We start from the raw sequence: 24,123 nt of genomic DNA, 5'->3' as shown, positions 1-24,123 counted from the left end.
TCCACCACACCACAGATTTCGAAGGAAACTATTACATTCGCATCACACTTCCCACCGTGTCTGTCACATCGGGCCGGCCTCGTGCGTCGAAGAGACATGAGCACACCACGACGCAGCACCGAACAGCGCAAACAGGTCAGCGCGGGCGCGATGGCACCCATGCTGGCACTCGAGGCCTACTCGCGGGCGCGGGTCTCCCGGGAGGACAGCCACCTCATCCGGCTCCGCGTCTCCGCGGTGAACGGCTGCCGCTATTGCCTGGCCATGCACCGCCGCGATGCCCGCAAGGACGGGTGGAGCGGCACCCGGATCGCGGTCTCCGAGAACTGGCACGCCCACGCCGACGAGCTGTCCCCGGCCGAGCGGGCGGTCCTGGAATTCGCGGACGCCGTCACCCGCATCGACGGCGAGGACTCCGTTCCCGACGAGCTGTGGGACGAGGTGGTCCGCCACCGGGGCGAAGGTGGGGCTGGACAGCTGGTCATGGAGATCGTCACGATCAACGCATGGAACCGGATCGCGATCGCCACCCGCAAGGACCCGGCGACGCTGCGCGGTCTCGTCCCGAGCGATCTGGAACCGGCGACCCGGCCATGACTGTGGCCCCGCCCGCGACCCCCGCGGCCGGCACCGCGCTGCCGGACCGCGCCGCGCTGGAGCGGGTGCGGGGCCGACTGCTCGGGGTGGGCTACCGCATCACCGGGACCTGGGCCGACGCCGAGGACGCCGCCGACGAGGCGCTGGCGCGGTGGGTGGCGCTCGATCCGTCGTCCGCGCCCAGGAACGTCGACGCGTGGCTGACCACCGTCGCGACGCGGCTGTGTCTGGACCGGCTGCGCAGGCGCAAGCGGGAGGACTACGTGGGCGAGTGGCTGCCCGAGCCCGTCGACACCGCCCTGCTGCCCGCAGACCGGGCCGAGCGTCGCGACGATCTGCGGATCGCCGTGCTGCTGGCCTACGAACAGCTGGGCCCGGATGAGCGCGCGGCGTTCGTCCTTCGTGAGGCGTACGACCTACCCTACGCCGAGATCGCCGACACCCTGGGCGCGGCCGTGGCCACCGTCCGCCAGTGGGTGAGCCGGGCCCGGCACCGCCTAAAATCCGACCTCCGCCCACCCGAACCCGCCTCGGACGCGGTGATCTCGACACTGGTGGAGGCCGTCCTGGCCGGCGATCTCCCGCAGACGATCGCCGCCCTCACCGCGGATGCCCGCGTGATCTCGGACGGCGGTGGCAAGGTCAACGCCGCCCGGCGGGACATCGTGGGGGCCCGCAAGTGCGCCTACTTCCTCATCAAGGCCACGGAGCTCTCGGGCGGGATGATCGCGCCCGTCGAGGTCAACGGCGAATTCGCGCTGGCGATCCTCGCCCGCGGTGTCCTGCGGGTGGCGCAGGTCGGCGTGGTCGACGGCCGGATCTCACGCCTCTACTTCCACAGCAACCCGGACAAGCTCACCCGGCTCGCACTACCCGCGGGGTTCGCGCCGGCCTGACGGTTCTAGGCTGGCGCCGGCACCCACATCGCCATCTCGCTCCCGCCGGGCTCACGGAAATGGAAGCGACGGCCACCGGGGAAGTCGAACGGCCCGAACGTCACCACGCCGCCGGCGGCCTCGACCTGCTCGCGGGCCTCGTTGAGGTCCGGCACGCGGATCACCATGAGCGGGGCGGGGGACTGCTCGTCGTCGTCCCCCTGCACGCCCACGTCGATGCCCCCGCCGGCCAAGCAAGCGTACGACTCCCCGTACACGGTGGGTTCCCAGCCGCAGACCGTCGCGAGGAACTCGCGCGTGGCGGACATCGAGGTGCTGGGGAACTCGACCAGCGTGATTTCGAGAGGGATCCGTGGCATACCGCCGACGTTACGAGTGTTGACGCCGTTCAGTAACGGCTTCGCGCACCAACTGTGGCCGACGCGGCGGCCGGGATTACCCTCGCGGCATGGTCTCGACGATTCCGGGGGTCGTGTCCTCGGGCGCGCAGGCAGCCCGGGCGTTCACCTACAGTTCCCCGGCCCGCTCGGCGCTCCTGGCGTTCGCCGCGGCGATCATGGTCTTCACGGTGCTGCTGATGTTGCCCTGGGCCACCTCCTCGGGAGAGCACGCGCAGCTGCACGACGCGGTGTTCACCGCCACCTCCGCCGTGTCGGTGACCGGCCTGACCACCGTCGACACCGCGACCCACTGGTCCACGGCCGGGCAGGTGGTGATCCTGGCGGGCATCCAGCTCGGTGGCCTGGGGATCGTCACGATCTCCTCCCTGTTGGCACTCTCGGTGACCCGGCAGTTCGGGGTGCGTACCCGGCTGCTCGCCCAGACGGGCGTGTCGGCGGGTGGACTGGGCGAGGTCCGGTCGCTGATCAAGACCATCGTCGTCTCGTCCGCCCTGGTGGAACTCGTGATCGCGCTCATCCTCGCGCCCCGGTTCATCGCCCAGCAGGGCGCGTTCGGCGACGGGCTGTGGCGCGCGGTGTTCTACGCGGTGTCGGCGTTCAACAACGCCGGGTTCGTCCTCCACCCCGACGGCCTGGCCTCCGTCGCCGACGACCCGGTCGTGTTCTGGGCGCTGATCTGCGCCGTGTTCCTGGGCAGTCTGGGTTTCCCCGTCCTGTTGGTGCTGTGGAAGCACCAGTGGCACCTGGGACGCTGGAACCTCCACACCCGCCTCACGGTCGAGGTCAGCGTGCTGCTCATGCTCGTCGGGGCCCTCGGGTTCGCCGCGCTCGAGTGGAGCAACGGGGCCACCCTCGGTGGCGAGGGCGTGGTCGACAAACTGCAGCACTCGGTGTTCGCCTCGGTGATGATGCGCTCCGGGGGCTTCGCCATCATGGACCCCGTCGACACGACCGCGTCGACCATGCTCATCACCGACGCCCTGATGTTCGTGGGGGGCGGTTCGGTCTCGACCGCCGGCGGCGTCAAGGTCACCACCCTGGCCGTCATCTTCCTGGCCTTCCTCGCCGAGGCCCGGGGCCGGGAGGACGCCACGGCACACGGCCGCGCGCTGCCCACCTCGTCGATCCGGGTCGCGGTGTCCGTGGCCGGGATGGGTCTCACGCTGGTCGCCGGCTCCGCCCTGGCCCTGATGATCCTCACCGGAGAGGATCTCGGGCGCCCCCTGTTCGAGTCCATCTCCGCCTTCGCCACCTGCGGGTTGAGCTCAGGTCTCAGCGCTGAACTCGAGCCGGCGGGGGTGTACCTTCTGTCCGGGCTGATGTTCGCCGGACGAGTCGGCATCATCACCTTCGCCACCGCGCTGACCATGCGAGCAAAGCGGACCAGGTATCGCCTACCCACAGAGAGGCCGATCATTGGCTGATCGCACCCGTCGCCAGTCCCCAGTCCTCATCATCGGCCTCGGCCGGTTCGGCGTCTCCCTCGCCACCCAACTCGTCGGCCAGGGCCGGGAGGTCCTCGCGGTCGAACGCGACCACGGACTAGTCCAGAGGTACGCCGACTCCCTCACCCACGTGGTGGAAGCCGACGCCACCGACCTCGAGGCGCTCCAACAGCTCGGGGCCCAGGACTTCTCCACCGCCGTCGTCGGCGTGGGCACCTCGATCGAGTCGTCCGTGCTGGTCGCGGTGAACCTCGTCGACCTGGGGATCGAACAGGTCTGGGCCAAGGCGATCAACCAGGCCCACGGCAAGATCCTCACCCGCATCGGATGCGACCACGTGGTGTTCCCCGAGCACGACGCCGGCGTCCGCGTGGCCCACCTGGTGGCCAACCAGATGATGGACTTCATCGAGTTCGACGAGGACTTCGCCATCGTCAAGATGCGGCCACCAAGGGACGTCATCGGCAAGTCGATCGACTACTGCCACCCGCGCAAGCGTCACAAGGTCAACATCGTCGGCATCAAGGCCCCGGGCAGCCCGTTCCAGTACGCCCAGCCGGAGACCATCATCGGCGCGGACGACGTCATCATCGTGTCCGGCCACGTCCGCGATCTGGAGCGGTTCGCCGACTTCTCCGAGCGCAAGAGATAACGAGCGCCGCGCGCCCCGAGGGCCGGGCCGGACCTGCGCCCGGGACCTGCACGCGCGCCCGGCACCCGCGCCCGTGCCCCGGATCAGCGGCGGGCGGCGTCCCAGCGGGCGAGCAGGTCGGCGGCCGCGGCCCGCGGGTCCGGGGCGGCCATGATCGACGAGACCACGCAGACCCCGTCCAGCTCGGTCGCGGCCAACCGCGCGACGGTCAGGGGCGTGACCCCGCCGATGCCCACCGCGCGGATGCCCGCGTCGGCGTCGCCGGTGACGCCCCCGGGTCGGCGGTACGAGTGCGCGGCCCGGGCCAACCGGTCCGCGCCCTCGGGACCGAGCGCGTCGGCGGTGTCGGTCTTGGTGGCGGTCGACCACACCGGACTCACCCCGATCACGTCCGGCACCGGACCGGGCCCCGTCATCGCCGCGGCCAACTGCGCGTCCGACTCGATCGACAGTCCCAGCATCAGCTCGTCCGGCAGCGCCGCGCGGGCCAGGGCGAACGGCACGTCCCGCTGCCCGATGTGCAGGTGCAGTCCCAGCTCCCGCGCGACGTCGAGACGATCGTTGACGAACACCGGCACGTCACGGCCCGTGTCGGCGCACGCCCTCGCGACGGCGTCGGCGACGGCGGCGGCGTGCGTGGCGAACTCGTCGTCGTCGCACTCCTTGTCCCGCACCTGGACCACACCCACCCCGCCCAGCACCGCCTCGTAGACGATCCCCGGCACTACGTCGCGCCCGCCGCCCAGGTGGGGGTCGGTGACCAGGTAGAGCCGCCAGTCGACACCGGCGCCGCTCACGCCTCCGACACCGTGACCAGGCCCGCGATCTCCTGAGGGGTCAGCGTGTACAGGGCGTCGAGCCACGCCACGGCGAAGCTGCCCGGGCCCGCGGCGGTGCGCGCGGCGACCGTCCCCGCCGCGCCGGCGTGGGCGTGAGCGGCGACCACCGCGTCGTGGTCCGCGATCCCGGCCGACCGCGCCGCCCCGAGATAGGCCGCCGTGAGCGCCCCGAGGGCGCAGCCGGTGCCGATGACCTTCTGCAGCAGCGGGTGACCCGACTCGACCCACGTGGTGCGGGTGGGAGGCGCGGCCTCGCCGAGATGCGGGGGGCGCTGGGTGACGACGAGGTCCCGCGGCCCCGTCACGGCGACCACGGCCCCCGATCGGGCCGAGAGGTCCCGGGCAGCGGACTCGGCGGCGAGGACGTCCTCCGTGGAATCCACGCCCCGGCCGCCCGCTCCCGTGCCGGCGAGCGCGATGGTCTCCGACGCGTTCGCCCGGATCGCGGCGGGCCCGGCCTCGAGCCAGTCGGTGGCCAGCCCCGTCCGCAGGACCAGGCCGCCGACCGCCACCGGGTCCAGCACCCACGGGGTGCCGGCGGCGCGGGCGGAGGCGATCGCGGCGTGCATGCCCTCGACCTGCTCGGCCGTCGGGTTGCCGACGTTGATGAGCACGCCGGAGGCGATGGCGGCGAAGTCGGAGGCCTCGTCGGGGTGGTCGACCATCGCGGGCGCCGCCCCGGCGGCGAGCAGCACGTCCGCGGTGATCTGCCGGACCACCGAGTTGGTCAGGCAGTGCACGAGCGGGCCGGTCTCGCGCATGACGGTCACGAGGCGGGCGAGGTCGACGGCGCGGTCAGCAGCGGGGGACATGCCCCCCAGTCTGCCGCCCCCGCCCCGCCGCCAACAGGAATAGCGTGCCGGGGGCCCGGGTTGCACGGGGCATGACCTCCCCCGAGACCAGCTCCCCCCAGTCCGGTACTGCCCTGCCCCTGTCCGTCATCGACTTCGCGACCGTCCGCCCCGGCCAGAGCATCGGGGAGGGACTGCAGGATTCGGTGGCGCTGGCGCAGAAGGCGGAGGAACTGGGCTACGAGCGGGTCTGGTACTCCGAGCACCACAACATGCCGTCCATCGCCTCCTCGGCGCCGGCGGTACTCATGGCGCACATCGCCTCGCAGACCGAGCGCATCCGGCTCGGCTCCGGCGGCGTGATGCTGCCCAACCACTCGCCGATCGTGATCGCCGAGCAGTTCGGCACCCTCGCCGAGCTACACCCCGGACGCATCGACCTCGGCCTGGGGCGCGCCCCCGGCACCGACCCGCAGACCCTGCGTGCGCTGCGCCGCGAGCCGTCGGCGGCCGAGAACTTCCCCGACGACGTCCGCGAGCTGCAGGCGTTCCTCGGCGACTCGCCCTCCGACTTCGCCCGCACGCGCGGGATCGCCGCCATTCCCGGGCGGGGCACCAAGGTGCCGCTGTACATCCTGGGCTCGTCCCTGTTCGGCGCGCAGCTCGCCGCCGCCTACGGGCTGCCGTACGCGTTCGCCTCGCACTTCGCGCCCGACGCCCTCGAGCAGGCCTCGCAGGTCTACCGCGAGCGCTTCCAGCCCAGCGAGCAGCTGGCCGAGCCGTACATGATCGCCGCCGTCAACGTGGTGGCCGACGACGACACCGAGCGAGCCGAACTCGAACTGCACTGGTACCGCCGCCAGCGGGTCAAGCTCATGGCCGGCCGCGGACGCGAGTTCTCCGACGAGGAACTCGACATGATCATGGAGTCCGCCGGCGGTCGCCAGATCCTGCACATGATCCACTACACGGCGGTCGGCGACGGGCCGGCGGTCCGCGAGTACCTCACCGACTTCGCGCGCACCGCGGGGGCCGACGAACTCATGATCGCGCCGGTGGGATCGACGGTCGAGCGGGTCCACGGCTCCCTGGAAGTGTTGCGGCGCGCCTGGAGTGACTGACGGTGCCGGATCGGGTGCCCTTGATCACGAAAGCAGGGCTGCCGGACCCGCAGCCGTAGCCGCGGGCACCCGAACCGGCCTATCCTGGACGTATGGCGATCTCCGATGTCGGCGAATACGCCCACCTCAGCTCCGACCAGATAGAGGAGCTCGGGCGGGAGCTCGACGCTGTCCGCGCCGAGATCATCGCCTCCCGGGGGGAGCGCGACTACCGCTACATCCACAGCATCATCAAACTCCAGCGAGGCCTGGAGTTCGGTGCCCGCGCGCTGCTGTACTTCGGCGCCCGCAACCGCACCGTGTGGGCCCTCGGGACCGGCACCCTCGCCGTGGCCAAGATCCTCGAGAACATGGAACTCGGCCACAACATCATGCACGGCCAGTGGGACTGGATGAACGATCCGGAGATCCACTCGACCAACTGGGAATGGGACCTCGTCGGCAGCTCCGCCGACTGGAAGCACACCCACAACTACCTACATCACAAGTACACCAACATCGTCGGCGTCGATGACGACGTCGGGTTCGGTGTCCTGCGCGTGACCCGCGACATCCCCTGGGAGCCCCGGTTCGCCGGGAACGTCCTCGTCAACGCCGTCCTCATGCTCGGCTTCGAGTGGGGGATCGGCCTGCAGGCGGTCGACACGGCCGACGCGTTCGACCGCGAGGCGTCCCCGGCCGACCGCCGCCGAGCCCGCGCATTCCTGCGCAAGGCCGGCCAGCAGATCCTCAAGGACTACATCCTCTTCCCGGTGCTCGCCGGTCCGAGCGGCCGCCAGGCCCTCACCGCCACGATCACGGCCAACATCATCCGCAACATCTGGACCAACGCCGTGATCTTCTGCGGGCACTTCCCCGACGGTGCCGAGAAGTTCACGATGGACGACATCGAGACCGAGACGCAGGCGGAGTGGTACCTGCGGCAGATGCTCGGCAGCGCCAACCTCGACGGCGGCCCGGCGATGAACCTCATGTCCGGCAACCTGTCGTTCCAGATCGAACACCACATGTTCCCGGACCTGCCGTCCAACCGGTACTCGGAGATCTCGCTCAAGGTCCGCGAGCTGTGCGAGCGATACGACCTGCCGTACGTCAGCGGGCCGCTGTGGAAGCAGTACCTGCAGTCGTGGCGCACCATCGCGCGGCTGTCACTGCCGGACCGCTTCCTGCGCCGCACCGCCGACAACGCCCCGGAGACCCGCAGCGAGAAGATGTTCGCCCTCGGGCCGCGCATGCCCGGCCTGGCCACCGCGCTGGCCGGGGTCCGGAAGGGACGCGCCCACCAGAGCCGCTGACCCCCGGTGACAGAATGACCGCATGTCGCTGACGAGCATGTTGGAGGCCGCTGCACGCGGCGGGACCGTCGAGGTCGAGCAGGGATGGACACAGGGCAGGGCGATCTTCGGGGGCCTGACCGGCGCCCTGCTGCTGTCTGCCATGAAGGGGTGCCTGCGTAGTCGGGACACCGGAGACGGCTCGGCCCCCGTCGTCCACCCGCTGCGGTCGATCACCGTGTCGTTCATCGGCCCCGCGACGACCGGCCCCGTTGAGGTCGACGCCGAGATCCTGCGCGTGGGCTCCAACGTCGTCCAGTGCCAGGCGACCGTTCGGCAGGAGGGCGCGATCGTCGCGACCGCGCTGGCCGCCTTCGGCAAGCACCGGCAGTCGTCGATCTCGGTCGCGCCCGCCCATCCGATGCCGGCGCTGGGCGATCCGACGGCGATCGAGGCGTTCCCCTACATCGAGAAGCTGACGCCGGAGTTCTACCGGTTCGTCGAGCTGCGGCAGGTCGGCGGCCAGTTGCCGTTCTCCGGTTCCGAGACGGCCGACCTGTCCGGGTGGGCGTCACTGCGCGAGGCCCCGGAGCGGTTCGACGAAGAGCATCTGGTGGTGTTGGCCGACGCGTGGCCGCCAGCTCCCATCCAGATGCTCGACGGCTTCGCGCCCGGCAGCAGCCTGACGTGGACGCTGGAGCTGATCGCCGAGGTGCGCCCGGAGGCGTTCCCGGCCGAGTCGATCCTCGGCTACGCCGCCGCCACCGATGCCGCCCGCGACGGCTACGCGCACACCCACGCGATGCTGTGGCGGCCGGACGGTGAGCTGGTGGCGATCAGCCGGCAGACCATCACCGTCTTCGGCTGACCGGCGCCCCAACGCCAAATCCGCTACTCGAAATCCGGATCGGCTAGTCCGATTGGAGTAGCCGATCCGGATTTCGAGTAGCGGATTTTCGGCTCTTGTGACCTGTCCATGGGTCGTTCGGTGGATCTCGGGTAGAAGCACGCCGTTCTCGGCTTAGGTTTTGGGTGTCTAAGTCCAAACCGAAGAGCGGAGAACGGCGTGCGAGGTGTCAGCCTATGGCGTGCGGTGCTGGGCGTCGAGAGAACGGTTATCGAGAACGTCGAGTTCGACCACATCGAGCAGATCGTGGTCGCACATGTTCGCCCTCAAAGGGGGTACTGGGCCCGGTGCGGCGTCTGCGGGACGCCGGCGGCCCGGTACGACAACGGCGCTGGCCGACGCCGCTGGCGCAGTCTGGATATGGGCTCAACGATGGTGTTTCTCGAGGCCGATTCGCCGCGAGTGAGCTGCCCCGTGCACGGTCCCACTGTGCGTCAGGTGCCCTGGGCCCGCCACGGCGCCGGTCACACCAGACCCTTTGACCAGCAGGTCGCGTGGCTGGCCACGCAGTGTTCCAAGAGCGCCACGTGCCAGCTGATGCGCATCGCCTGGCGCACGGTGGGGTCGATCATCGCCCGCGTCTGGGCCGACACCGTCGCCGGTACCGATCCGTTGGCCGGTCTGCGGAGGATCGGAATCGACGAGATCTCCTACAAGCGCAACTACAAGTATCTGACCATCGTGGTCGATCACGACACCGGTCGCCTGGTGTGGGTTGCCATTGGCCGGGACAAAGCCACCGTGCAGGCGTTTTTCGACGCTCTCGGGGCCGACCGGTGTGGGCAGATCACCCATGTCACCGCTGACGGGGCGAAGTGGATCGGCGACGTCGTAGCCCGAGCGTGCCCCGAGGCGGTGCGCTGTACCGATCCGTTCCACGTGGTCAAGTGGGCCACCGATGCCCTGGATGAAGTGCGTCGACAGGTGTGGAACGAGGCCCGCGGCGACAAACGGCAACTGCGTGAACGTCGTCTGGCCAACAAGGTCAACCGGGCCCGCGGTTACGCCCGGGACATCAAGCACGCCCGATATGCGCTCTGGAAGAACCCCGAGAATCTCACCACCCGGCAGAGTGCCAAGCTGGCGTGGATCGCCAAGACCGAACCCACCCTGTACCGCGCCTACCTGCTCAAAGAAGGCCTGCGTCTGATCTTCCAACTCCCGATCGACGAGGCCAGAGACGCCCTGGAAGCGTGGATCAGCTGGGCCAGACGATGCCGCATCGAACGGTTCGTCCACTTGCAGCGCACCATCTGCACCTACAAGACCGAGATCCTTGCCTCGATCGAACACGGCCTCTCCAACGGGCTCATCGAATCGGTCAACACCAAGATCCGCCTCATCACCCGAATGGCCTTCGGCTTCCGTTCACCAGAGGCCCTCATCGCCCTGGCCATGCTCAACCTCGGCGGCCACCGTCCCACCCTCCCCGGCCGCCAAAAGGCCCACGCATGAGTCATAAGAGCCGGATTTTCGGGTGGGGAGGGGAGGGGTGGCTCCCCTCAGGTCAGCCGGCGGTGCGGGTGGAGCGGCGACGCTGGTCGCTGCGGGGCCGCCCGGCCGCCTGGCCCACCGACTGGCGTGCGCCGGAGCCCTGGGTCGCGGAACCCTGGCCGGCCGAGCGCTGCCCGCCCGAGCCCCGTGCGCCGGAGCCCTGACGTGCGGAGCCCTGGCGGGGCGCACCGTGGGCGTCGGCGGTCTGGGGACGACGACGAGCGCCGCCGGTGCCGGAGCCCTGCTGATCACGGCCACCGCGTTCTGAACCACCGCGTTCTGAACCACCACGGCCGGCGCCGTCACGACTCTGACCGCCGTCCCGGCTCTGGCCGCCGTCGCGACCCTGCCCGCCGCTGCGACCCTGCCCGCCACCGCGGCTCTGCTCACCGTCACGACCCTGCCCGCCACCGCGGCCCTGACGCTGCTGGTTCTGGTTCTGACGGCCCTGGCCGCGGCTGCGACGGGCCTGCCCGCGAACGGACTGGCCCTCGGCGCCGTCGTCGGACGGCACGTGCGCGGGCGGCTCCGGGGCGTCGGCCAACGCGACGGCGGCATCGGCGCCGATGGGCAGCTCGATCTCGCCGGCGGTGACCCCGGCCGCGCGCAGCAGCGACCGCACCTCGCGCACCTGGTCGGAGGTGGCGACGGTCACGACGGTGCCGATGGCGCCCGCGCGGGCGGTGCGGCCCGAACGGTGGACGTAGGCCTTGTGCTCGGCCGGCGGATCGGCGTGGACGACCAGCCCGACGTCGTCGACGTGGATGCCGCGGGCGGCGATGTCGGTGGCCACGAGCACGGTCGCGGCACCGGAGGAGAACGCGTCGAGGTTACGCACGCGGGCGTTCTGCGACAGGTTCCCGTGAAGGTCCACGCTCACGACGCCGCGGCCGGTGAGCTGCTTCGCGAGACGCTTGGCACCGTGCTTGGTGCGGGTGAACATCACGGTCCGCGGGTGCGCCACGGCCAGGTCGGCCAGCGCGCGGACGCGGTCGTCGGCGTCGACGCGCACCACGTGGTGGGCGGTCGGGCCGGAGGTGGCGGTGCCGTCGTCGACCGAGTGGTCCACGGGATCGGTGAGGAACTTGGTGACCAGCTTCTGGACGCCGGAGTCCAGGGTCGCGGAGAACAGCAGTCGCTGCGCACCGGACGGGGTCGCCGCGAGGATGCGGGTGACGCCGGGCAGGAAGCCCAGGTCGGCCATGTGGTCGGCCTCGTCCAGCACGCTGATCTCGATCGAGTCCATGCGGCAGTGCTTCTGTCCCATGAGATCCTCGAGTCGACCCGGGCAGGCCACGACGATGTCGACGCCACGATTGAGCGCCTCGACCTGACGGCCCTGGGAGACGCCGCCGAAGATGACGGTGGTCTTCAGGCCCATGGAGGTCGCCAGCGGCTCGAGGGTCTCGTTGATCTGCCGGGCGAGCTCACGGGTCGGCGCCAGGATCAGCCCACGCGGGGAGTTGCGGGCGCGGCGGCCGCCGGACGCGGCGAGGCGGGCGACCAGCGGGATGCAGAACGCGTAGGTCTTGCCGGAGCCGGTGCGGCCCCGGCCCAGCACGTCACGGCCGGTCAGTGCGTCCGGCAGCGTGGCCGACTGGATGGGGGTGGGGGTGGTGATCCCCGCGCTGCCGAGAACGTCGAGCAGGGGGGAAGGAACGCCGAGATCGGCGAAAGAACGTGACAAGGGAGAAGGCTCCGTACATAGAGAATGGCGTCTTGCCCGGCGCGCTCGCGGGGAGTCGCATCCACTTCGGTGAGCGATGCGCCCGGTGCGCGACCACGGGGAGGTCGACAACCGCACGGCCCGAGGCAAGAGTGGTGCGGGCCGTCCGAGGACCACCCTACGCGTAGCGGGCCCCACACCCCAGCCCCGCGGCCCGGGTGTGACGAGGGCATCACGATCGCCTCCCCGTGGTGGCACGATACGAGGCGTGCGAATAGACCTGTCCCTGCTGCGTCGACCGGAACTGGGGTCGGTGCTTCTCGGCCGGGAGGAGGAGTCCGCCCGCCTTCGCGCGCTGCGCGTCCGGATCCTGCTGGTCCTGACCCTGCTCGCCTCCAACCTGGTGGGCGTCGCGGTGGCCGTGGTGCTGGTCTTCTTCGTGCTGCCGGGCCCGGCGGTGCTGTCGCGGGAGTTCCTCGTCCCCTCGGTGATCGTGGTGCCCGTCTACGTGACGATGGCGGTCATCGTGGGCACGATCTGGGTCACCGGTGCGGTCTACCGCCGCGTCCGGTGGTTCCTCGACGGCCGCGAGCCCACCGACCGTGACCGCGCCCGGACCCTGCGCCTGCCCGCCCGCATCACCCTCATCCAGGCCTTCCTGTGGCTGCTCGGCGTCGCGGTCGTCACCCCCGCGTACGGCCTGGTCGACCCCACATCGATCCCGGTGGTCGGGTTCACCATCTCCTTCGCCGGCATGGTCGTGTGCGGCGCCGCGTTCCTGCTCGCCGACTTCGGCCTGCGGCCCGTGGCGGCGGTCGCACTGTCCACGGGCCGCGCCCCGCGGGCCCGGTTCCTCGGCGCCATGACGCGGCTCCGGGTGGCGTGGGCCCTGGGTAGCGGGGTGCCCATCACGGGACTGATCATCGTGGCCGTCTACACACTCGCGGGCCGTGCCCTGTCGCTGGAACGCCTCGCCGTCGTCGTCATCGTCCTGGGTGCCACGTCCCTCCTGGCCGGGTTCCTCCTCATCTCCCTCGCGACGGGGTCGATGATCGCCCCGCTGCGCAGCGTCCGGTGGGCGATGCAGGACATCAGCGACGGCACGCTCTCTCGGCGCGTGGTGGTCTACGACGCCACGGAGCTCGGTGAGCTGCAGCGCGGGTTCAACGAGATGGCCTCGGGGCTGCAGGAGCGCGAACGGCTGCGCGACCTGTTCGGTCGACACGTCGGGCGCGAGGTTGCCGAGGCCGCGGAGCTCGACGATCCCGAGCTGGGCGGGCGCGACTCGCGCGTGGGCGTGGTGTTCGTCGACCTCATCGGCTCGACCGAGATGGCCGTGCGGTCCGAGGCCGGCGAGGTGGTGGACGTGCTCAACCGGTTCTTCTCCGTGGTCGTGGAGACCGTGGAGGAGTACGACGGCATCGTCGACAGTTTCCTCGGCGATGCCGCGCTCGTCGTGTTCGGCGCGCCCCGCTCGATGGCGGACCCGGCGACCGCGACCCTGGCCTGCGCGCGGGTGCTGGCCGAGCGCCTGCCCGCGCGGGTGCCGGACTGCCGCGCCGGCATAGGGGCGTCCTACGGGGACGTCGTGGCCGGGTACGTGGGCTCGGACGACCGCTTCGAGTACACCGTCATCGGCGACGCGGTGAACGAGGCCTCGCGGCTGTGCGAGCTGGCCAAGGAGCAGCCCGGCCTGGTCCTGGCCTCGGGCGTGGCGGCCGACGCCGCCGCGGAGTCCGAGCGTGGCCGCTGGCAGCAGGTCGGGTCCGAGGTGGTGCGCGGCCGCACCGAGCCCACGCGGCTGTGCGCGCCGGCGACCGACTGACCACCCCTAGCGCAGCACCACGTCACGCCCGCCGAGCATCACCTCGAGGCCGTCGTCCACCACGCGCGCGTCCTCGATCACCACGCCCTCGGGAAGTGAGGCCATCGTCGTGTCGACGGTGCCGGTGATGCCGGAGAACAGTCCGTCCGGCAGTGGGAAGCCCAGCAGCGAGGTCTGCTGCGGCGTGAGCGTGAGCTGCCCGTCGTTCACACCGGGCTGCACGCCGATCTCCGCGATGCCGCCGATGTCGGCGCGCAGCAGTCCGGCCGGTGCGTCGGGGCGCACCGAGCGCACCTCCGTCATGCCCGCGATCGGCGAGCCTTCCGCCGGGTTGCCCTCCGCCGCGGCCGCCGCGAGCTGATCGGCGCTGAGTGTGGCGGTGCCGTCCGCGGACTCGGCGCGGATGCCACCGTCGACCTGCGAGACCGCGTAGCCGGTCACGTCGATCCGCGGCACGGTGGCGTCACCGGGGGAGGTCAGGCGGACCGTGCCCACGGCCTGCTGCGTGGCCAGGTCCCACAACACCGGGCTGGTCCCGAACTCCACGGACACCGGCGCCCCGAGCTCCGCCGACGCCTCGCGCTCGGCCCGGTCCGACAGGTACCAGCGGGCGCCGAACTCCGCGGCCACCACCAGACCCGCCAGAAGCAGGAGCAGCAGGACCAGCGAGCACCCGCACCCGCACCCACCGCGCCTACCGTCGCGACGTTCTCTGCGGTCCATCCGATCTCGTCTGCCCATGGTCGTATCGTGCCGGACCGGAGCACCCGGGTCTACCGTCGCCGGACCGGTTGCGGCGCGGCGGGCAGGACCTCACGATCGGGATCATGACCGAGACACAGGATGCACTCACTGACACCCGTACCGTCGCCTTCCTCGTGGCCTCCGAGGGGATCGAGCGCGTCGAGCTCACCGAACCGTGGGACGCCGTCTCCGACGCCGGCTTCCGGCCGGTCCTCGTCAGCACGGAGGACGGCGAGGTCGGGCTGGTCGATCACCTCAGCCCGGCCGGCACCCGGCCCGTGGACCGCACGAGTGCGGACATCTCCGCAGCCGACGTGGACGTGCTCGTCCTGCCCGGCGGCGTCGCGAACCCGGACGCCCTGCGCGGGGACCAGCACGCGGTGACCCTCGTGCGCGAGATGGTCGAGGCTGGCAAGCCGGTGTTCGCGATCTGCCACGCGCCGTGGGTCCTCATCGAGGCGGACGTGGTGCGCGGCCGGAAGGTCACCTCCTTCCCGAGCCTGCGGACCGACCTGGTCAACGCTGGCGCGGAGTGGGTCGACTCCGAGCTCGTCAGCGACGACGGGGTCTTCACGAGCCGCCGGCCCGACGATCTCCCGGCCTTCTGCGAGGCGCTCGTCGGCGCCGCCCGGGGGTCGGCCTAGGGGCGACCGGGCGATGATCGGCGTGTACGTCCACAACCGTGGACGGGGGCACCTGCACCGGGTGCTGCCGGTCGTCGCCGCGCTCCGCGACCGGGGCGACGAGGTCACGATGCTCGTCACCGGCCCCTTCGACGACACCCAGCGTCCCCCCGGGACCCGCGTGGTCCACCTGCCGACAGAGCCGGACGCACGGACCGGGCCCGCCGCCGCGCACGCGGCCGGACCGCCGGCGCGGGACGAGATCACCCTCGCCGCCCGTCGTGCCGCCGTGGCGTGGATGGACCGTGAACGCCCCCGCGCGCTGTGGGTCGACGGCTCCCCGGCGATGTCGCTGGCCGCCCGCATGACCGGTACACCCATGGTGAGCACCCTTCCCCCGGGCGTGCGCGACGACGAACCGCATCTGCTGCGGTGCCGGGCGGCCGAGAGGCTCATCGCCGCCTGGCCGCCGGGCGTGCACCGCGAGACCGTGGCGCGGGCGGAGAAGCGGGTGAGCGAGATCGGGGGCGTCTCCCGGTTCGAGCGACGCGGACGCGAGGAGCGGGCTCGTCGTCGCCCCCGTGTCGTCCACCTCAACGCCTCCGGCACCGGCGGTGACCACCGCTTCTGGCGCGCCGTGCGGACCACCGCGGCGGAGCTGGGCGTGACGGACTGGGTGGAACTGGGCGGGCCCGACGGCGAGTGGCACTCCGACCCCTGGCCCGTGCTGAGCTCTGCGGACGTCGTGGTGACCGGCGCGGGTCAGGCGTCCGTCGCCGACGCGGCCTGCGCCGATGTGCCGCTGGTCGTCGTCCCCGGGAAGCACGAGTACGGCGAACACGACGCCACCGCCGAGGCGCTCGGCTCCATCCCCGGCGCGTCGGTCCTGCGCTACGGCGACGGCCCGACGGCGGTCGCGCGCGAGGTGCGCGCACAGGTGGACCGCGCCCTCGACGGCGAGGCCGCCGGGATCCGGTCGTGGTGGGGGGTGGACGGGGCGGCACACCGCGCCGCGGAGGTCATCCGGGCGACGACGACGACGAAGTAGGCCCCTTTTCGGGTGATCCACGCCACCCCACCACGCCTAGGCGTTTTCTCACGATGCCATCACGAAGGCTGATAACTGCTGCACACATGCCGTCCCCGGGGGCGATCCTTCATCTCACGACCCCCGAAGTGCGGCGCGACGTGCTCGGAACCCTGACAGTATTGCGTCATCGACTGCGAACGACGAACTTTCAGGGCTCGAGGCAGGGCACTTCGCGAGGCGCAGGGACGGAGGATGAATGCCGAGATACAGGAACCTCGAACCCACCTCGGACTTCTGGTCCTGGCGTGACAACGCCGCGTGCATCGGGCACGAAGACCTGTTCTACAGCCTGGAGGAGGAGTCGAAGGGGGAGCGGCGCAAGAAGGAGGAGCAGGCCAAGTCGGTTTGCGCCACGTGCCCGGTCTTCGATACCTGTCGGCAGTTCGCCCTCAATTCCGGTGAACTCTACGGAGTGTGGGGCGGACTCACCGAGGCCGAGAGGCACAGGATCTCCGGCCGCCACAGAACGGGCTGATCGCTCGGCTGGTGGGTCCTCGGCTGACGGTCCGGCGGTCCGGATCCTAGTTGTGATCCTGTGGGGTGGCCTCGTGCCCGCGGCGGCCGCCGGTCCGGTTGGCCTCCTTCATCTCGGCCTCGTGAACGTGCCGCCGCCCGCCGGTGAGCTCGTCGCGCACCGCTCGGTCGAGGGTCCGGGCCGTGCTCCAGAACCCGTCGTCGAACTCCTCGACGATCTGGAACGTCCAGCGTCCGTGCAGGACGTTGACCCCCACCATCTCCTCACGGATGCGCTCCGCCAGTTCGGGCCGACCGGCCTGCGCCAGCTGGTCGGCGGCCTCCTGGAAGAGGATGTCCGCCCGGCCGATCAGCTGGTGCAGGTCGTACAGGTGCCCGCGGGCGCGCTCGATGTACTCCATCGCCTCGCCGACGGTGCCGGCCGCCTCGACCTCGGCGTCGGTCGCCCCCTCTGGCCGCCGATGCGCCTCGTCGACGCTCGGGGTCCGGTCTCCCTCTCCCGGGCCCGCCACGCTCAGACCGTCCGGGTCAGGCGACGCAGCTGGTCGGGGCCTGTGTGGTGCTTGAGCGCGGTGACCAGGCCGGAGCGCGGACCCACGGCGTCGTCGTAGGTCGTCGGCTCGCCGGCGAACATCTTCTCCGAGCGGGTCTCCGGCGCGTCGTCCGGCGTGGCCTTGAGGAACCGGTTCGGGAGCGAGAGCTTGGCGATGGTGCGCCAGGACTGCCAGTACTGCTTGTACAGCGGCCCGGTGGTGTACGGCAGGTCCCACCGCCGGCAGACGTCCTGGACCTTCTCCGAGAGCTCCGCGTACCGGTTCGACGGGAGCGTCGGGAAGAGGTGGTGCTCGATCTGGAACGACAGGTTGCCGGACATGAAGTGCGTGAGCTTGCTGCCGGTGAAGTTCGCGGAGCCGAGCATCTGGCGCAGGTACCACTGCGCCTGCGTCTCGGACTCGAGATCGTCGAGCGTGAACTTGTCGGCGCCGTCCGGGAAGTGGCCACAGAAGATCACGGCGTTGGACCACAGGTTGCGGATGATGTTCGCGGTCATGTTGGCGCTCATGGTGGACTTCCAGTTGGGCCCCGACAGCAGCGGGAACCACACGTAGTCCTTGCCCACCTGGCGCCGGGCCTTGCGGAGGAACTGGCCGATCCGCTTCTTGCGCTCGGCCCGCCCGGAGGAGTTGATCGTCGCCGGCGCGATCTCCAGGTGCTGGACGCCGACGCCCCACTGGAAGGCGAGGGCGAGGATCGTGTTCCACACCAGGTTGAGCGAGTTCGCCGGGTGCCACGGTTGGTCGCGGGTCACCCGCACCACGCCGTACCCGACGTCGTCGTCCATGCCGACGATATTGGTGTACTTGTGGTGGTGGTAGTTGTGGGTGGCCTTCCAGTGCTCGGACGTGCCGACGATGTCCCACTCCCAGGAGCTGGAGTGGATGACCGGGTCGTTCATCCAGTCCCACTGCCCGTGCATCACGTTGTGCCCGAGCTCCATGTTCTCGATGATCTTCCCGGCCGCCAGTAGTCCGGTGCCCACCAGCCACGCGGGTCGGTACCCGGAGAAGAGGAGGACGACCCGGCCGCCGGTCACCAGTCCGCGCTGCAGGCGGATGGTGTTCTGCACGTAGCGGCGGTCGTCGTCCCCGAGGGAGTCGACGACCTCCTGGCGGATCGCGTCCAGTTCCTCACCGATGGCATCGACGTCCTCGGCGGAGAGATGGGCGTATTCCCTTACATCAGATATCGCCATGTAAGAACGGTACGTAGCGGTCAGCGTCATGTCGACCGTTCCGGGAAACCCGAACTGCGGACAACTACTGCCGAGTTGACCGGCAAGCGTTCATCGGACGCTTATGATCCCACCATGGCTCTCGTCGAGATCTCAGGCGTCAATAAGCACTTCGGTGACTTCCACGCGCTCAAGGACATCAACCTGTCCATCGAGCAGGGGGAGGTCGTCGTGGTGATCGGCCCGTCGGGGTCCGGGAAGTCGACGTTGTGCCGCACGATCAACCGGCTCGAGACCTTCGAGAGCGGCTCCATCACCATCGACGGCAAGCCGCTGCCCGAGGAGGGCAAGGCGCTGGCGAGACTGCGGGCCGACGTCGGGATGGTGTTCCAGTCGTTCAACCTGTTCGCGCACAAGACGATCCTCGAGAACGTGACGCTGGGTCCCATCAAGGTCCGCAAACAGTCCAAGTCGGAGGCCGAGAAGCGCGCGATGGAACTGCTCGAACGGGTCGGTGTCCACGAGCAGTCGTCCAAGTACCCGGCGCAGCTGTCCGGCGGTCAGCAACAACGCGTGGCGATCGCCCGGTCGCTGGCGATGGACCCCAAGGTCATGCTCTTCGACGAGCCGACGTCCGCCCTGGACCCGGAGATGATCAACGAGGTCCTCGACGTGATGACGGGGCTGGCCAAGACCGGTATGACCATGGTCGTGGTGACCCACGAGATGGGCTTCGCCCGCAAGGCGGCCGACCGCGTGATCTTCATGGCGGACGGAGAGTTGGTCGAACAGGCCACCCCGGAGGAGTTCTTCACCAATCCGCAGAGCTCCCGGGCCAAGGACTTCCTGTCCAAGATCCTCACCAACTAGTCGGGCCCGTCCGCGGACCCGAACGAGACCCATCCACCCATCCCACGAGGAGAACCCATGAACATCCGACGGATCGGAGCGGCCACGGCGGCCGTCGCCCTGGCACTCGGCGTGAGCGCGTGCGGTAGCGACGATGGCGGCGGCGAGGACCAGCTCAAGGTCGGCATCAAGTTCGACCAGCCGGGACTCGGGCTGAAGGAGGGCAACGACTACACCGGCCTCGACGTCGACGTGGCGCGCTACATCGCCGACAAGCTCGGGACCCCCGAGGACGAGATCGAGTGGGTGCAGGCCCCCAGCGCCCAGCGCGAGACGCTGCTGGAGACCGGTCAGGTCGACATGATCGTGGCCACCTACTCCATCACCGACTCCCGCAAGGAGAAGGTCGGCTTCGCCGGCCCGTACTTCATCGCCGGTCAGGACCTGCTGGTCCGCTCCGACGACGACTCGATCACCGGTCCCGATTCCCTCGACGGCAAGCGTCTGTGCTCGGTCACCGGGTCGACGTCGGCCCAGACGGTCAAGGAGCAGGTGCCGGGTGTGAACCTGCAGGAGTTCGGCACGTACTCGGAGTGTGTCTCGGCGCTGGTGTCCAATGCGGTCGACGCGCTGACCACCGATGACACGATCCTCGCCGGATACGCCGCCCAGGACCAGTACCAGGGCCAGCTCAAGGTGGTCGGCGAGCCGTTCTCCGAGGAGCGGTACGGCGTCGGCATCGCCAAGGGCGACACGGAGATGTGCGAGCAGATCAACGAGGCCATCCGCGAGATGATCTCCGACGGCAGCTGGGACACCGCCGTCGAGGAGAACCTCGGCGCCGCCGGCTTCACCCCGGGCGAGGGCAACCCGCCCGAGCCGGAGGCCTGCGCCTGACCTGATCCGTCCCGGCCGGAGCGACACCCGCTCCGGCCGACCACCGCCTCCCTCCCCGCGCCGACCCACCGGCGCGGGGAGGAGGGCGGGCACCTCACCACGGAAGGTGGACCATGGGCGACATCTTCGCCGACTACGACGTCCTCGGGGCGGTCTGGGTGACGATCCAGCTCTCGGTCCTGGGCACCATCGGGGCCATGGTCCTGGGGACGATCATCGCCGTCCTGCGCGTGTCCCCGGTGGCCGTCCTGCGCGGCCTCGGCACCTCGTACGTCAACACGTTCCGGAACCTCCCGCTGACGCTGCTGATGGTCTTCAGCATCCTGGGGTTGTCCTTCATCCTCCAGCTGTCGGTCTCGGACGACTTCGCCCGCAACGCCTTCTGGTGGGCCGCGATCATGCTGGCCGTCTACCACGCCGCCTATGTCTGCGAGGCCCTGCGCTCCGGCGTGAACACCGTCCCGGTGGGGCAGGCGGAGGCCGCCCGCTCGATCGGTCTGGCCTTCGGCCAGTCCATGCGAGAGGTCATCCTCCCGCAGGCGTTCCGCGGGTCCATCGCCCCGCTGGGCTCGGTGGTCATCGCGCTGATCAAGAACTCCACCGTCGCGGCGGTCATCGGCGTCGGGGACTCCGCCGGCCTGCTCCAGGTCATCACGGAGAACGAGGGCGCGAGCCTGCTGACGTTCTTCTTCTTCGCCATGGTCTTCGTGGTCCTCACCCTCCCGATCGGACTGTGGACCACCTCCCTCTCCCGGAAGCTGTCGGTGAAGCGATGAGCACACAGGCGGTACTTTTCGACGTACCCGGCCCCAAGGCCCGGCTGCGGCACAGGATCCTCACCGCGGTCGGCGTGGTCCTCGTGGTCGCCATCGCCTACGTCATCTATCTCCAGTTCGAGAAGGCCGGCCAGCTCAAGGCCTTCATGTGGGAACCGTTCGTCACCGACCCCGAGGTGTGGACGTCCTACCTCATCCCGGGCCTCAAGGGGACGTTCACGGCGGCGGCGATCTCCATCGTGCTCGCCGTGGTCTTCGGGCTGCTCTTCGGCATGGGCCGGCTGTCGCCGTTCGCACCGTTGCGCTGGTTCTGCAGCATCATCGTCGAGTTCTTCCGCTCCGTGCCCGTGCTGCTGATGATGGTCTTCGCCTACTTCGGCTACTTCGCCACCTCCAACATCGTGCCCAACCAGCACGCGCCGCTCGCCGCCGTCGTCACCGCGCTCACCCTCTACAACGGCGCGGTCATCGCCGAGCTCGTCCGCTCGGGTGTCCACGGGCTGCCCGCGGGGCAGTCCGAGGCGGGACTGGCCGTGGGCCTCACCCCGGGGCAGGTGCTGCGCTCGATCCAGCTCCCCCAGGCACTCACGGCGATGCTCCCGGCCCTCGTCGGCCAACTCGTCGTCGTCCTCAAGGACTCCGCACTGGGCTACGGCATCACCTACCTGGAGCTGCTCAACTGGTCCAAGACCCTGGGCTCGGCGTACGCGAACACCGTCCCCGCCTACATCGTGGCGGGCATCCTGTTCATCCTCGTCAACTACACACTCACCAAGTTCGCCGTGTACCTCGAGGGCCGGATGAAGAGGCGCCGCGCGAAGGCCTGACCCGCACCCGCACCGTCGAAAGCCCGCACCGTCGAGGACCCACACCGACGAAAAGGACGTTCCGCGCACATCGCCCGAGAGGGGAGTGCGCGGAACGTCCTTTTCGATGCCCGGGGGCGTGGTCGATTCCGGGGGCGTGCTACTTCGGTGGCATCCGGATGCCACCGTCGACGCGGATGGTCTCCGCGTTCATGTACGGGTTGGTGAGCAGCTCCATGACCATGGACGCCAGTTCGTCGCCCGAGCCGAGACGCTTCGGGAACAGGACATTCGAGCCGAGGTTGGCCTTGAACGCCTCCGAGTCCGGGCCCTCGCCGTAGATCGGGGTGTCGATGAGGCCGGGCGCCACGGTGTTGAGGCGGATGCCGGCGGCCGACAGGTCACGCGCGACGGGCAGGGTCAGGCCGACGATGCCGCCCTTCGAGGCGGAGTAGGCGGCCTGGCCGATCTGGCCGTCGAACGCGGCGACGGAGGCCATGTTGACGATGGCGCCCTTCTGTCCGTCCTCGTCGGCCTCCTGCGTGCTCATCTTGGTGGCGGCCAGCCGCAGCATGTCGAACGAGCCGATGAGGTTGATGTCGATGACCTTGCGGAACGAGTCGATGTCGAAGGCCGACGAGTACTCGCCGTCGCGGCCGATGGTGCGCTGCGCCCAGCCGATGCCGGCCGAGTTGACGAGGTAGCGCAGGGGACCGAGCTCGAGAGCGGCGGCGACGGCCTTCTCGTTCTGGTCGGTCTTGGTGACGTCGACGGAGACGAACACGCCTCCGACCTCGTTCGCCAGGGCCTCACCCTTCTCGGCATTGAGATCGGCGACGACGACCTTGGCGCCCTTGGCGGCGAGCTGACGGACGACGGCGGCGCCGATTCCCGACGCACCGCCCGTGACGATGGCACTTGCTCCAGAGATTTCCATGCCAGAACGGTAACAAGCACGGGCGCTGGATAAGGGTGGCTTGGCCGGGTCAGTGCGTAATCAGTCGCCGGTGCCCGGCACGACGACGTCCCAGCGGATGCCGAACCGATCGTGGACCTGCCCGTACCGGTCACCCCACGGGGCGACCTCGAACGGCATCGCCATCTCGCCACCGCTCGAGGTGACCTTGTCCAGGAACGCACGGGCCTCGTCCTCGGTGTCGAATCCCAGCAGGAACGAGTAGACGTCGCTGCGCGGCTGCGGGAGGCTCTCGCCCATGGCGTCACCGCCGGTCAGGCTGATCCCGGGGGCCTCGAGGGTCGCGTGGGCGACCGAACCGTGCGGTGGGTCGAACGGGAAGTCCTCGGTGGAGGGGAACTGGTCGTAGGTCATCACCTCGAGCTTCCCGCCGAAGAGTTCCTGGTAGTAGGGGAACGCCTCCGCCGCATTGGCGGGGAAGGAGATGTAGGGGACGCAGGTCATGGCCATGTCGGAGCCTCTCGTCGTGGGCGACCGCGTGCCGGTGCTACCCGGTATTCGCAACGCTAGACCCGTCTGCGGCGCCGGTCACGTTAATTCTGGGCGCCGTCGCCGTCGCCGTCGCCGTCGCCGTCGCCGACCGGTCCGGCCGGGGAGGGGCGCCGTCCGGACAGTGCGAGCAGTCGGTCGCGCGAATCCGCGCCGAGCGTCACGGGGCTCGCCTCGGCGAGCACGTCGAACGATCGCATCAACTCCACCACGCTCCGGGCGTGGTCGAGGGTCCAGGCGGCGAGGTCTTCCGCCTCCGTCGAGACCCACGTCCGCGGGTCGAGATCGTGGGCGTGGACCAGGAGTTCGAAGACCCGCAGGGCGAGGAGGTCACGGACCGGGATCTCGGCCAGCCGGTGCGGGACGGTCGCGTCCGCGTCCCGGGCCCGCGCGAGTTCCCTGCGCAGACCGGCGGACGTGCGGTGCAGGGCGGGGACCGGCTTCTCACCGGCGTGGTCGGCGGTGCGGGTCCACTCGATCTCCGACTCCGGCAGCCGTGGGAAGTAGGCGGCGTAGCGCAGTCCACCACCCAGGACGTGGTTGGCGCAGTCGCGCCGGGTCCATCCCGGGCAGGCCTCGCAGTCACCGTCGAGTCCGCCGGCGAGCGCGCGGCCGAACAGGGTGGTGGCCCGGTCGAGGACCGCGAGGTCCTCCGGGCTCAGCGGGGTCGGGGTCACGGGCACCTCACCTCCAGGAATGTCTGGGCTTCACACTAGGTTGACTGGGACGGTGTGAACAGATCGCGCCAGCCCTTCAGCC

26 protein-coding genes are annotated in these 24,123 nt (G+C 70.2%); 16 read left to right on the top strand and 10 right to left on the bottom strand.

Annotation, left to right across the window (positions count from 1 at the left end; translation table 11 throughout):
• Nucleotides 1–96 precede the first annotated feature (96 nt).
• Both AB5G72_RS16615 and AB5G72_RS16610 read left to right on the top strand, forming a co-directional pair.
• Nucleotides 97–597: a carboxymuconolactone decarboxylase family protein gene (locus AB5G72_RS16615; RefSeq protein ID WP_440220450.1), complete on the top strand. Its 501-nt coding sequence runs from the start codon at nucleotides 97–99 to the stop codon at nucleotides 595–597.
• Nucleotides 594–1,493, top strand: coding sequence for a sigma-70 family RNA polymerase sigma factor (locus tag AB5G72_RS16610; RefSeq protein ID WP_440220449.1), 900 nt, complete (start codon nucleotides 594–596; stop codon nucleotides 1,491–1,493). Before AB5G72_RS16615 ends, AB5G72_RS16610 begins: the two co-directional genes overlap by 4 nt.
• 5 nt (nucleotides 1,494–1,498) lie before the next feature.
• Here the strand turns inward: AB5G72_RS16610 and AB5G72_RS16605 are convergent, their stop codons facing one another.
• The gene (locus tag AB5G72_RS16605; protein WP_440220448.1) at nucleotides 1,499–1,852 is read right to left on the bottom strand and encodes a VOC family protein; all 354 of its coding nucleotides are present in this window, start codon (nucleotides 1,850–1,852) and stop codon (nucleotides 1,499–1,501) included.
• 89 nt (nucleotides 1,853–1,941) lie between these two features.
• Here AB5G72_RS16605 and AB5G72_RS16600 point away from each other — a divergent pair, with 89 nt between their 5' ends.
• Nucleotides 1,942–3,318, top strand: coding sequence for a TrkH family potassium uptake protein (locus tag AB5G72_RS16600; RefSeq protein ID WP_271799717.1), 1,377 nt, complete (start codon nucleotides 1,942–1,944; stop codon nucleotides 3,316–3,318).
• A complete protein-coding gene (locus AB5G72_RS16595; protein WP_325769406.1) occupies nucleotides 3,311–3,991 on the top strand; it encodes a potassium channel family protein in 681 nt (226 codons plus the stop codon). The genes AB5G72_RS16600 and AB5G72_RS16595 overlap by 8 nt, the downstream gene beginning before the upstream one ends.
• 83 nt (nucleotides 3,992–4,074) lie before the next feature.
• Here the strand turns inward: AB5G72_RS16595 and AB5G72_RS16590 are convergent, their stop codons facing one another.
• Complete coding sequence (locus tag AB5G72_RS16590) at nucleotides 4,075–4,788, bottom strand: thiamine phosphate synthase (RefSeq protein WP_440220447.1); 714 nt, start codon at nucleotides 4,786–4,788, stop codon at nucleotides 4,075–4,077.
• Nucleotides 4,785–5,642: a hydroxyethylthiazole kinase gene (gene thiM, locus AB5G72_RS16585; protein ID WP_440220446.1), complete on the bottom strand. Its 858-nt coding sequence runs from the start codon at nucleotides 5,640–5,642 to the stop codon at nucleotides 4,785–4,787. Before thiM ends, AB5G72_RS16590 begins: the two co-directional genes overlap by 4 nt.
• Before the next feature lie 71 nt (nucleotides 5,643–5,713).
• On the opposite strand from thiM, the gene AB5G72_RS16580 reads away from it, so the two are divergent.
• The 4 genes from AB5G72_RS16580 to AB5G72_RS16565 all read left to right on the top strand — a co-directional run bounded on the left by AB5G72_RS16580 (nucleotide 5,714) and on the right by AB5G72_RS16565 (nucleotide 10,378).
• Nucleotides 5,714–6,742: an LLM class flavin-dependent oxidoreductase gene (locus AB5G72_RS16580; protein ID WP_440220445.1), complete on the top strand. Its 1,029-nt coding sequence runs from the start codon at nucleotides 5,714–5,716 to the stop codon at nucleotides 6,740–6,742.
• 92 nt (nucleotides 6,743–6,834) lie between these two features.
• Nucleotides 6,835–8,037: a fatty acid desaturase family protein gene (locus tag AB5G72_RS16575; RefSeq protein WP_440220444.1), complete on the top strand. Its 1,203-nt coding sequence runs from the start codon at nucleotides 6,835–6,837 to the stop codon at nucleotides 8,035–8,037.
• A gap of 22 nt (nucleotides 8,038–8,059) precedes the next feature.
• Complete coding sequence (locus tag AB5G72_RS16570; protein ID WP_440220443.1) at nucleotides 8,060–8,884, top strand: thioesterase family protein; 825 nt, start codon at nucleotides 8,060–8,062, stop codon at nucleotides 8,882–8,884.
• 198 nt (nucleotides 8,885–9,082) lie between these two features.
• Nucleotides 9,083–10,378: an ISL3 family transposase gene (locus AB5G72_RS16565; protein ID WP_440220432.1), complete on the top strand. Its 1,296-nt coding sequence runs from the start codon at nucleotides 9,083–9,085 to the stop codon at nucleotides 10,376–10,378.
• 52 nt (nucleotides 10,379–10,430) lie between these two features.
• On the opposite strand, the gene AB5G72_RS16560 is transcribed toward AB5G72_RS16565, so the two are convergent.
• Nucleotides 10,431–12,104, bottom strand: a complete 1,674-nt coding sequence (locus AB5G72_RS16560; RefSeq protein WP_440220442.1) for a DEAD/DEAH box helicase — start codon at nucleotides 12,102–12,104, stop codon at nucleotides 10,431–10,433.
• A 247-nt stretch (nucleotides 12,105–12,351) separates the two neighbouring features.
• Between AB5G72_RS16560 and AB5G72_RS16555 the strand changes: the two genes are divergently transcribed.
• Nucleotides 12,352–13,908, top strand: coding sequence for an adenylate/guanylate cyclase domain-containing protein (locus tag AB5G72_RS16555; RefSeq protein WP_440220441.1), 1,557 nt, complete (start codon nucleotides 12,352–12,354; stop codon nucleotides 13,906–13,908).
• A gap of 6 nt (nucleotides 13,909–13,914) precedes the next feature.
• Here AB5G72_RS16555 and AB5G72_RS16550 read toward each other — a convergent pair whose 3' ends face one another.
• The gene (locus AB5G72_RS16550; RefSeq protein WP_440220440.1) at nucleotides 13,915–14,649 is read right to left on the bottom strand and encodes an LmeA family phospholipid-binding protein; all 735 of its coding nucleotides are present in this window, start codon (nucleotides 14,647–14,649) and stop codon (nucleotides 13,915–13,917) included.
• Nucleotides 14,650–14,735: 86 nt separating this feature from the next.
• Between AB5G72_RS16550 and AB5G72_RS16545 the strand changes: the two genes are divergently transcribed.
• The 3 genes from AB5G72_RS16545 to AB5G72_RS16535 all read left to right on the top strand — a co-directional run bounded on the left by AB5G72_RS16545 (nucleotide 14,736) and on the right by AB5G72_RS16535 (nucleotide 16,840).
• Nucleotides 14,736–15,296, top strand: a complete 561-nt coding sequence (locus AB5G72_RS16545) for a type 1 glutamine amidotransferase domain-containing protein (protein ID WP_067719144.1) — start codon at nucleotides 14,736–14,738, stop codon at nucleotides 15,294–15,296.
• A gap of 13 nt (nucleotides 15,297–15,309) precedes the next feature.
• On the top strand, nucleotides 15,310–16,323 hold the full coding sequence (locus AB5G72_RS16540) for a hypothetical protein (RefSeq protein WP_396468207.1): 1,014 nt from the start codon (nucleotides 15,310–15,312) through the stop codon (nucleotides 16,321–16,323).
• A 238-nt stretch (nucleotides 16,324–16,561) separates the two neighbouring features.
• Complete coding sequence (locus AB5G72_RS16535) at nucleotides 16,562–16,840, top strand: WhiB family transcriptional regulator (RefSeq protein WP_067718868.1); 279 nt, start codon at nucleotides 16,562–16,564, stop codon at nucleotides 16,838–16,840.
• 46 nt (nucleotides 16,841–16,886) lie between these two features.
• Here the strand turns inward: AB5G72_RS16535 and AB5G72_RS16530 are convergent, their stop codons facing one another.
• Nucleotides 16,887–17,351: a hypothetical protein gene (locus AB5G72_RS16530; protein WP_440220439.1), complete on the bottom strand. Its 465-nt coding sequence runs from the start codon at nucleotides 17,349–17,351 to the stop codon at nucleotides 16,887–16,889.
• A 2-nt stretch (nucleotides 17,352–17,353) separates the two neighbouring features.
• Nucleotides 17,354–18,592, bottom strand: a complete 1,239-nt coding sequence (locus AB5G72_RS16525; protein WP_440220438.1) for a fatty acid desaturase family protein — start codon at nucleotides 18,590–18,592, stop codon at nucleotides 17,354–17,356.
• 114 nt (nucleotides 18,593–18,706) lie between these two features.
• On the opposite strand from AB5G72_RS16525, the gene AB5G72_RS16520 reads away from it, so the two are divergent.
• The 4 genes from AB5G72_RS16520 (at nucleotide 18,707) to AB5G72_RS16505 (ending at nucleotide 21,920) form a co-directional block, all read left to right on the top strand.
• Nucleotides 18,707–19,441 carry an amino acid ABC transporter ATP-binding protein gene (locus AB5G72_RS16520; RefSeq protein ID WP_069389523.1) on the top strand — a complete coding sequence of 245 codons (735 nt, stop codon included), beginning with the start codon at nucleotides 18,707–18,709 and terminating at the stop codon, nucleotides 19,439–19,441.
• 57 nt (nucleotides 19,442–19,498) lie between these two features.
• Nucleotides 19,499–20,317, top strand: a complete 819-nt coding sequence (locus AB5G72_RS16515) for a glutamate ABC transporter substrate-binding protein (protein WP_440220437.1) — start codon at nucleotides 19,499–19,501, stop codon at nucleotides 20,315–20,317.
• Nucleotides 20,318–20,430: 113 nt separating this feature from the next.
• Nucleotides 20,431–21,093 (top strand): amino acid ABC transporter permease, encoded by a 663-nt coding sequence (locus tag AB5G72_RS16510; RefSeq protein WP_067718880.1) that lies wholly within the window; start codon nucleotides 20,431–20,433, stop codon nucleotides 21,091–21,093.
• On the top strand, nucleotides 21,090–21,920 hold the full coding sequence (locus AB5G72_RS16505) for an amino acid ABC transporter permease (protein WP_440220436.1): 831 nt from the start codon (nucleotides 21,090–21,092) through the stop codon (nucleotides 21,918–21,920). The genes AB5G72_RS16510 and AB5G72_RS16505 overlap by 4 nt, the downstream gene beginning before the upstream one ends.
• Nucleotides 21,921–22,059: 139 nt before the next feature.
• On the opposite strand, the gene AB5G72_RS16500 is transcribed toward AB5G72_RS16505, so the two are convergent.
• From AB5G72_RS16500 to AB5G72_RS16490, 3 genes are all read right to left on the bottom strand, one after another.
• Entirely contained in the window at nucleotides 22,060–22,836 is a 777-nt protein-coding gene (locus AB5G72_RS16500) for an SDR family NAD(P)-dependent oxidoreductase (protein WP_067718885.1), read from the bottom strand.
• A 60-nt stretch (nucleotides 22,837–22,896) separates the two neighbouring features.
• The gene (locus tag AB5G72_RS16495; protein WP_120285398.1) at nucleotides 22,897–23,325 is read right to left on the bottom strand and encodes a VOC family protein; all 429 of its coding nucleotides are present in this window, start codon (nucleotides 23,323–23,325) and stop codon (nucleotides 22,897–22,899) included.
• A gap of 83 nt (nucleotides 23,326–23,408) precedes the next feature.
• A complete protein-coding gene (locus AB5G72_RS16490) occupies nucleotides 23,409–24,041 on the bottom strand; it encodes a maleylpyruvate isomerase N-terminal domain-containing protein (protein ID WP_440220435.1) in 633 nt (210 codons plus the stop codon).
• Nucleotides 24,042–24,123: the final 82 nt, after the last annotated feature.

Source organism: Dietzia sp. MNB45 (assembly GCF_051994785.1).
Lineage (GTDB): Bacteria > Actinomycetota > Actinomycetes > Mycobacteriales > Mycobacteriaceae > Dietzia > Dietzia kunjamensis.
The sequence above is the reverse complement of the archived record's forward strand: the minus strand, read 5'-3'. Positions and strand labels throughout refer to the sequence as shown.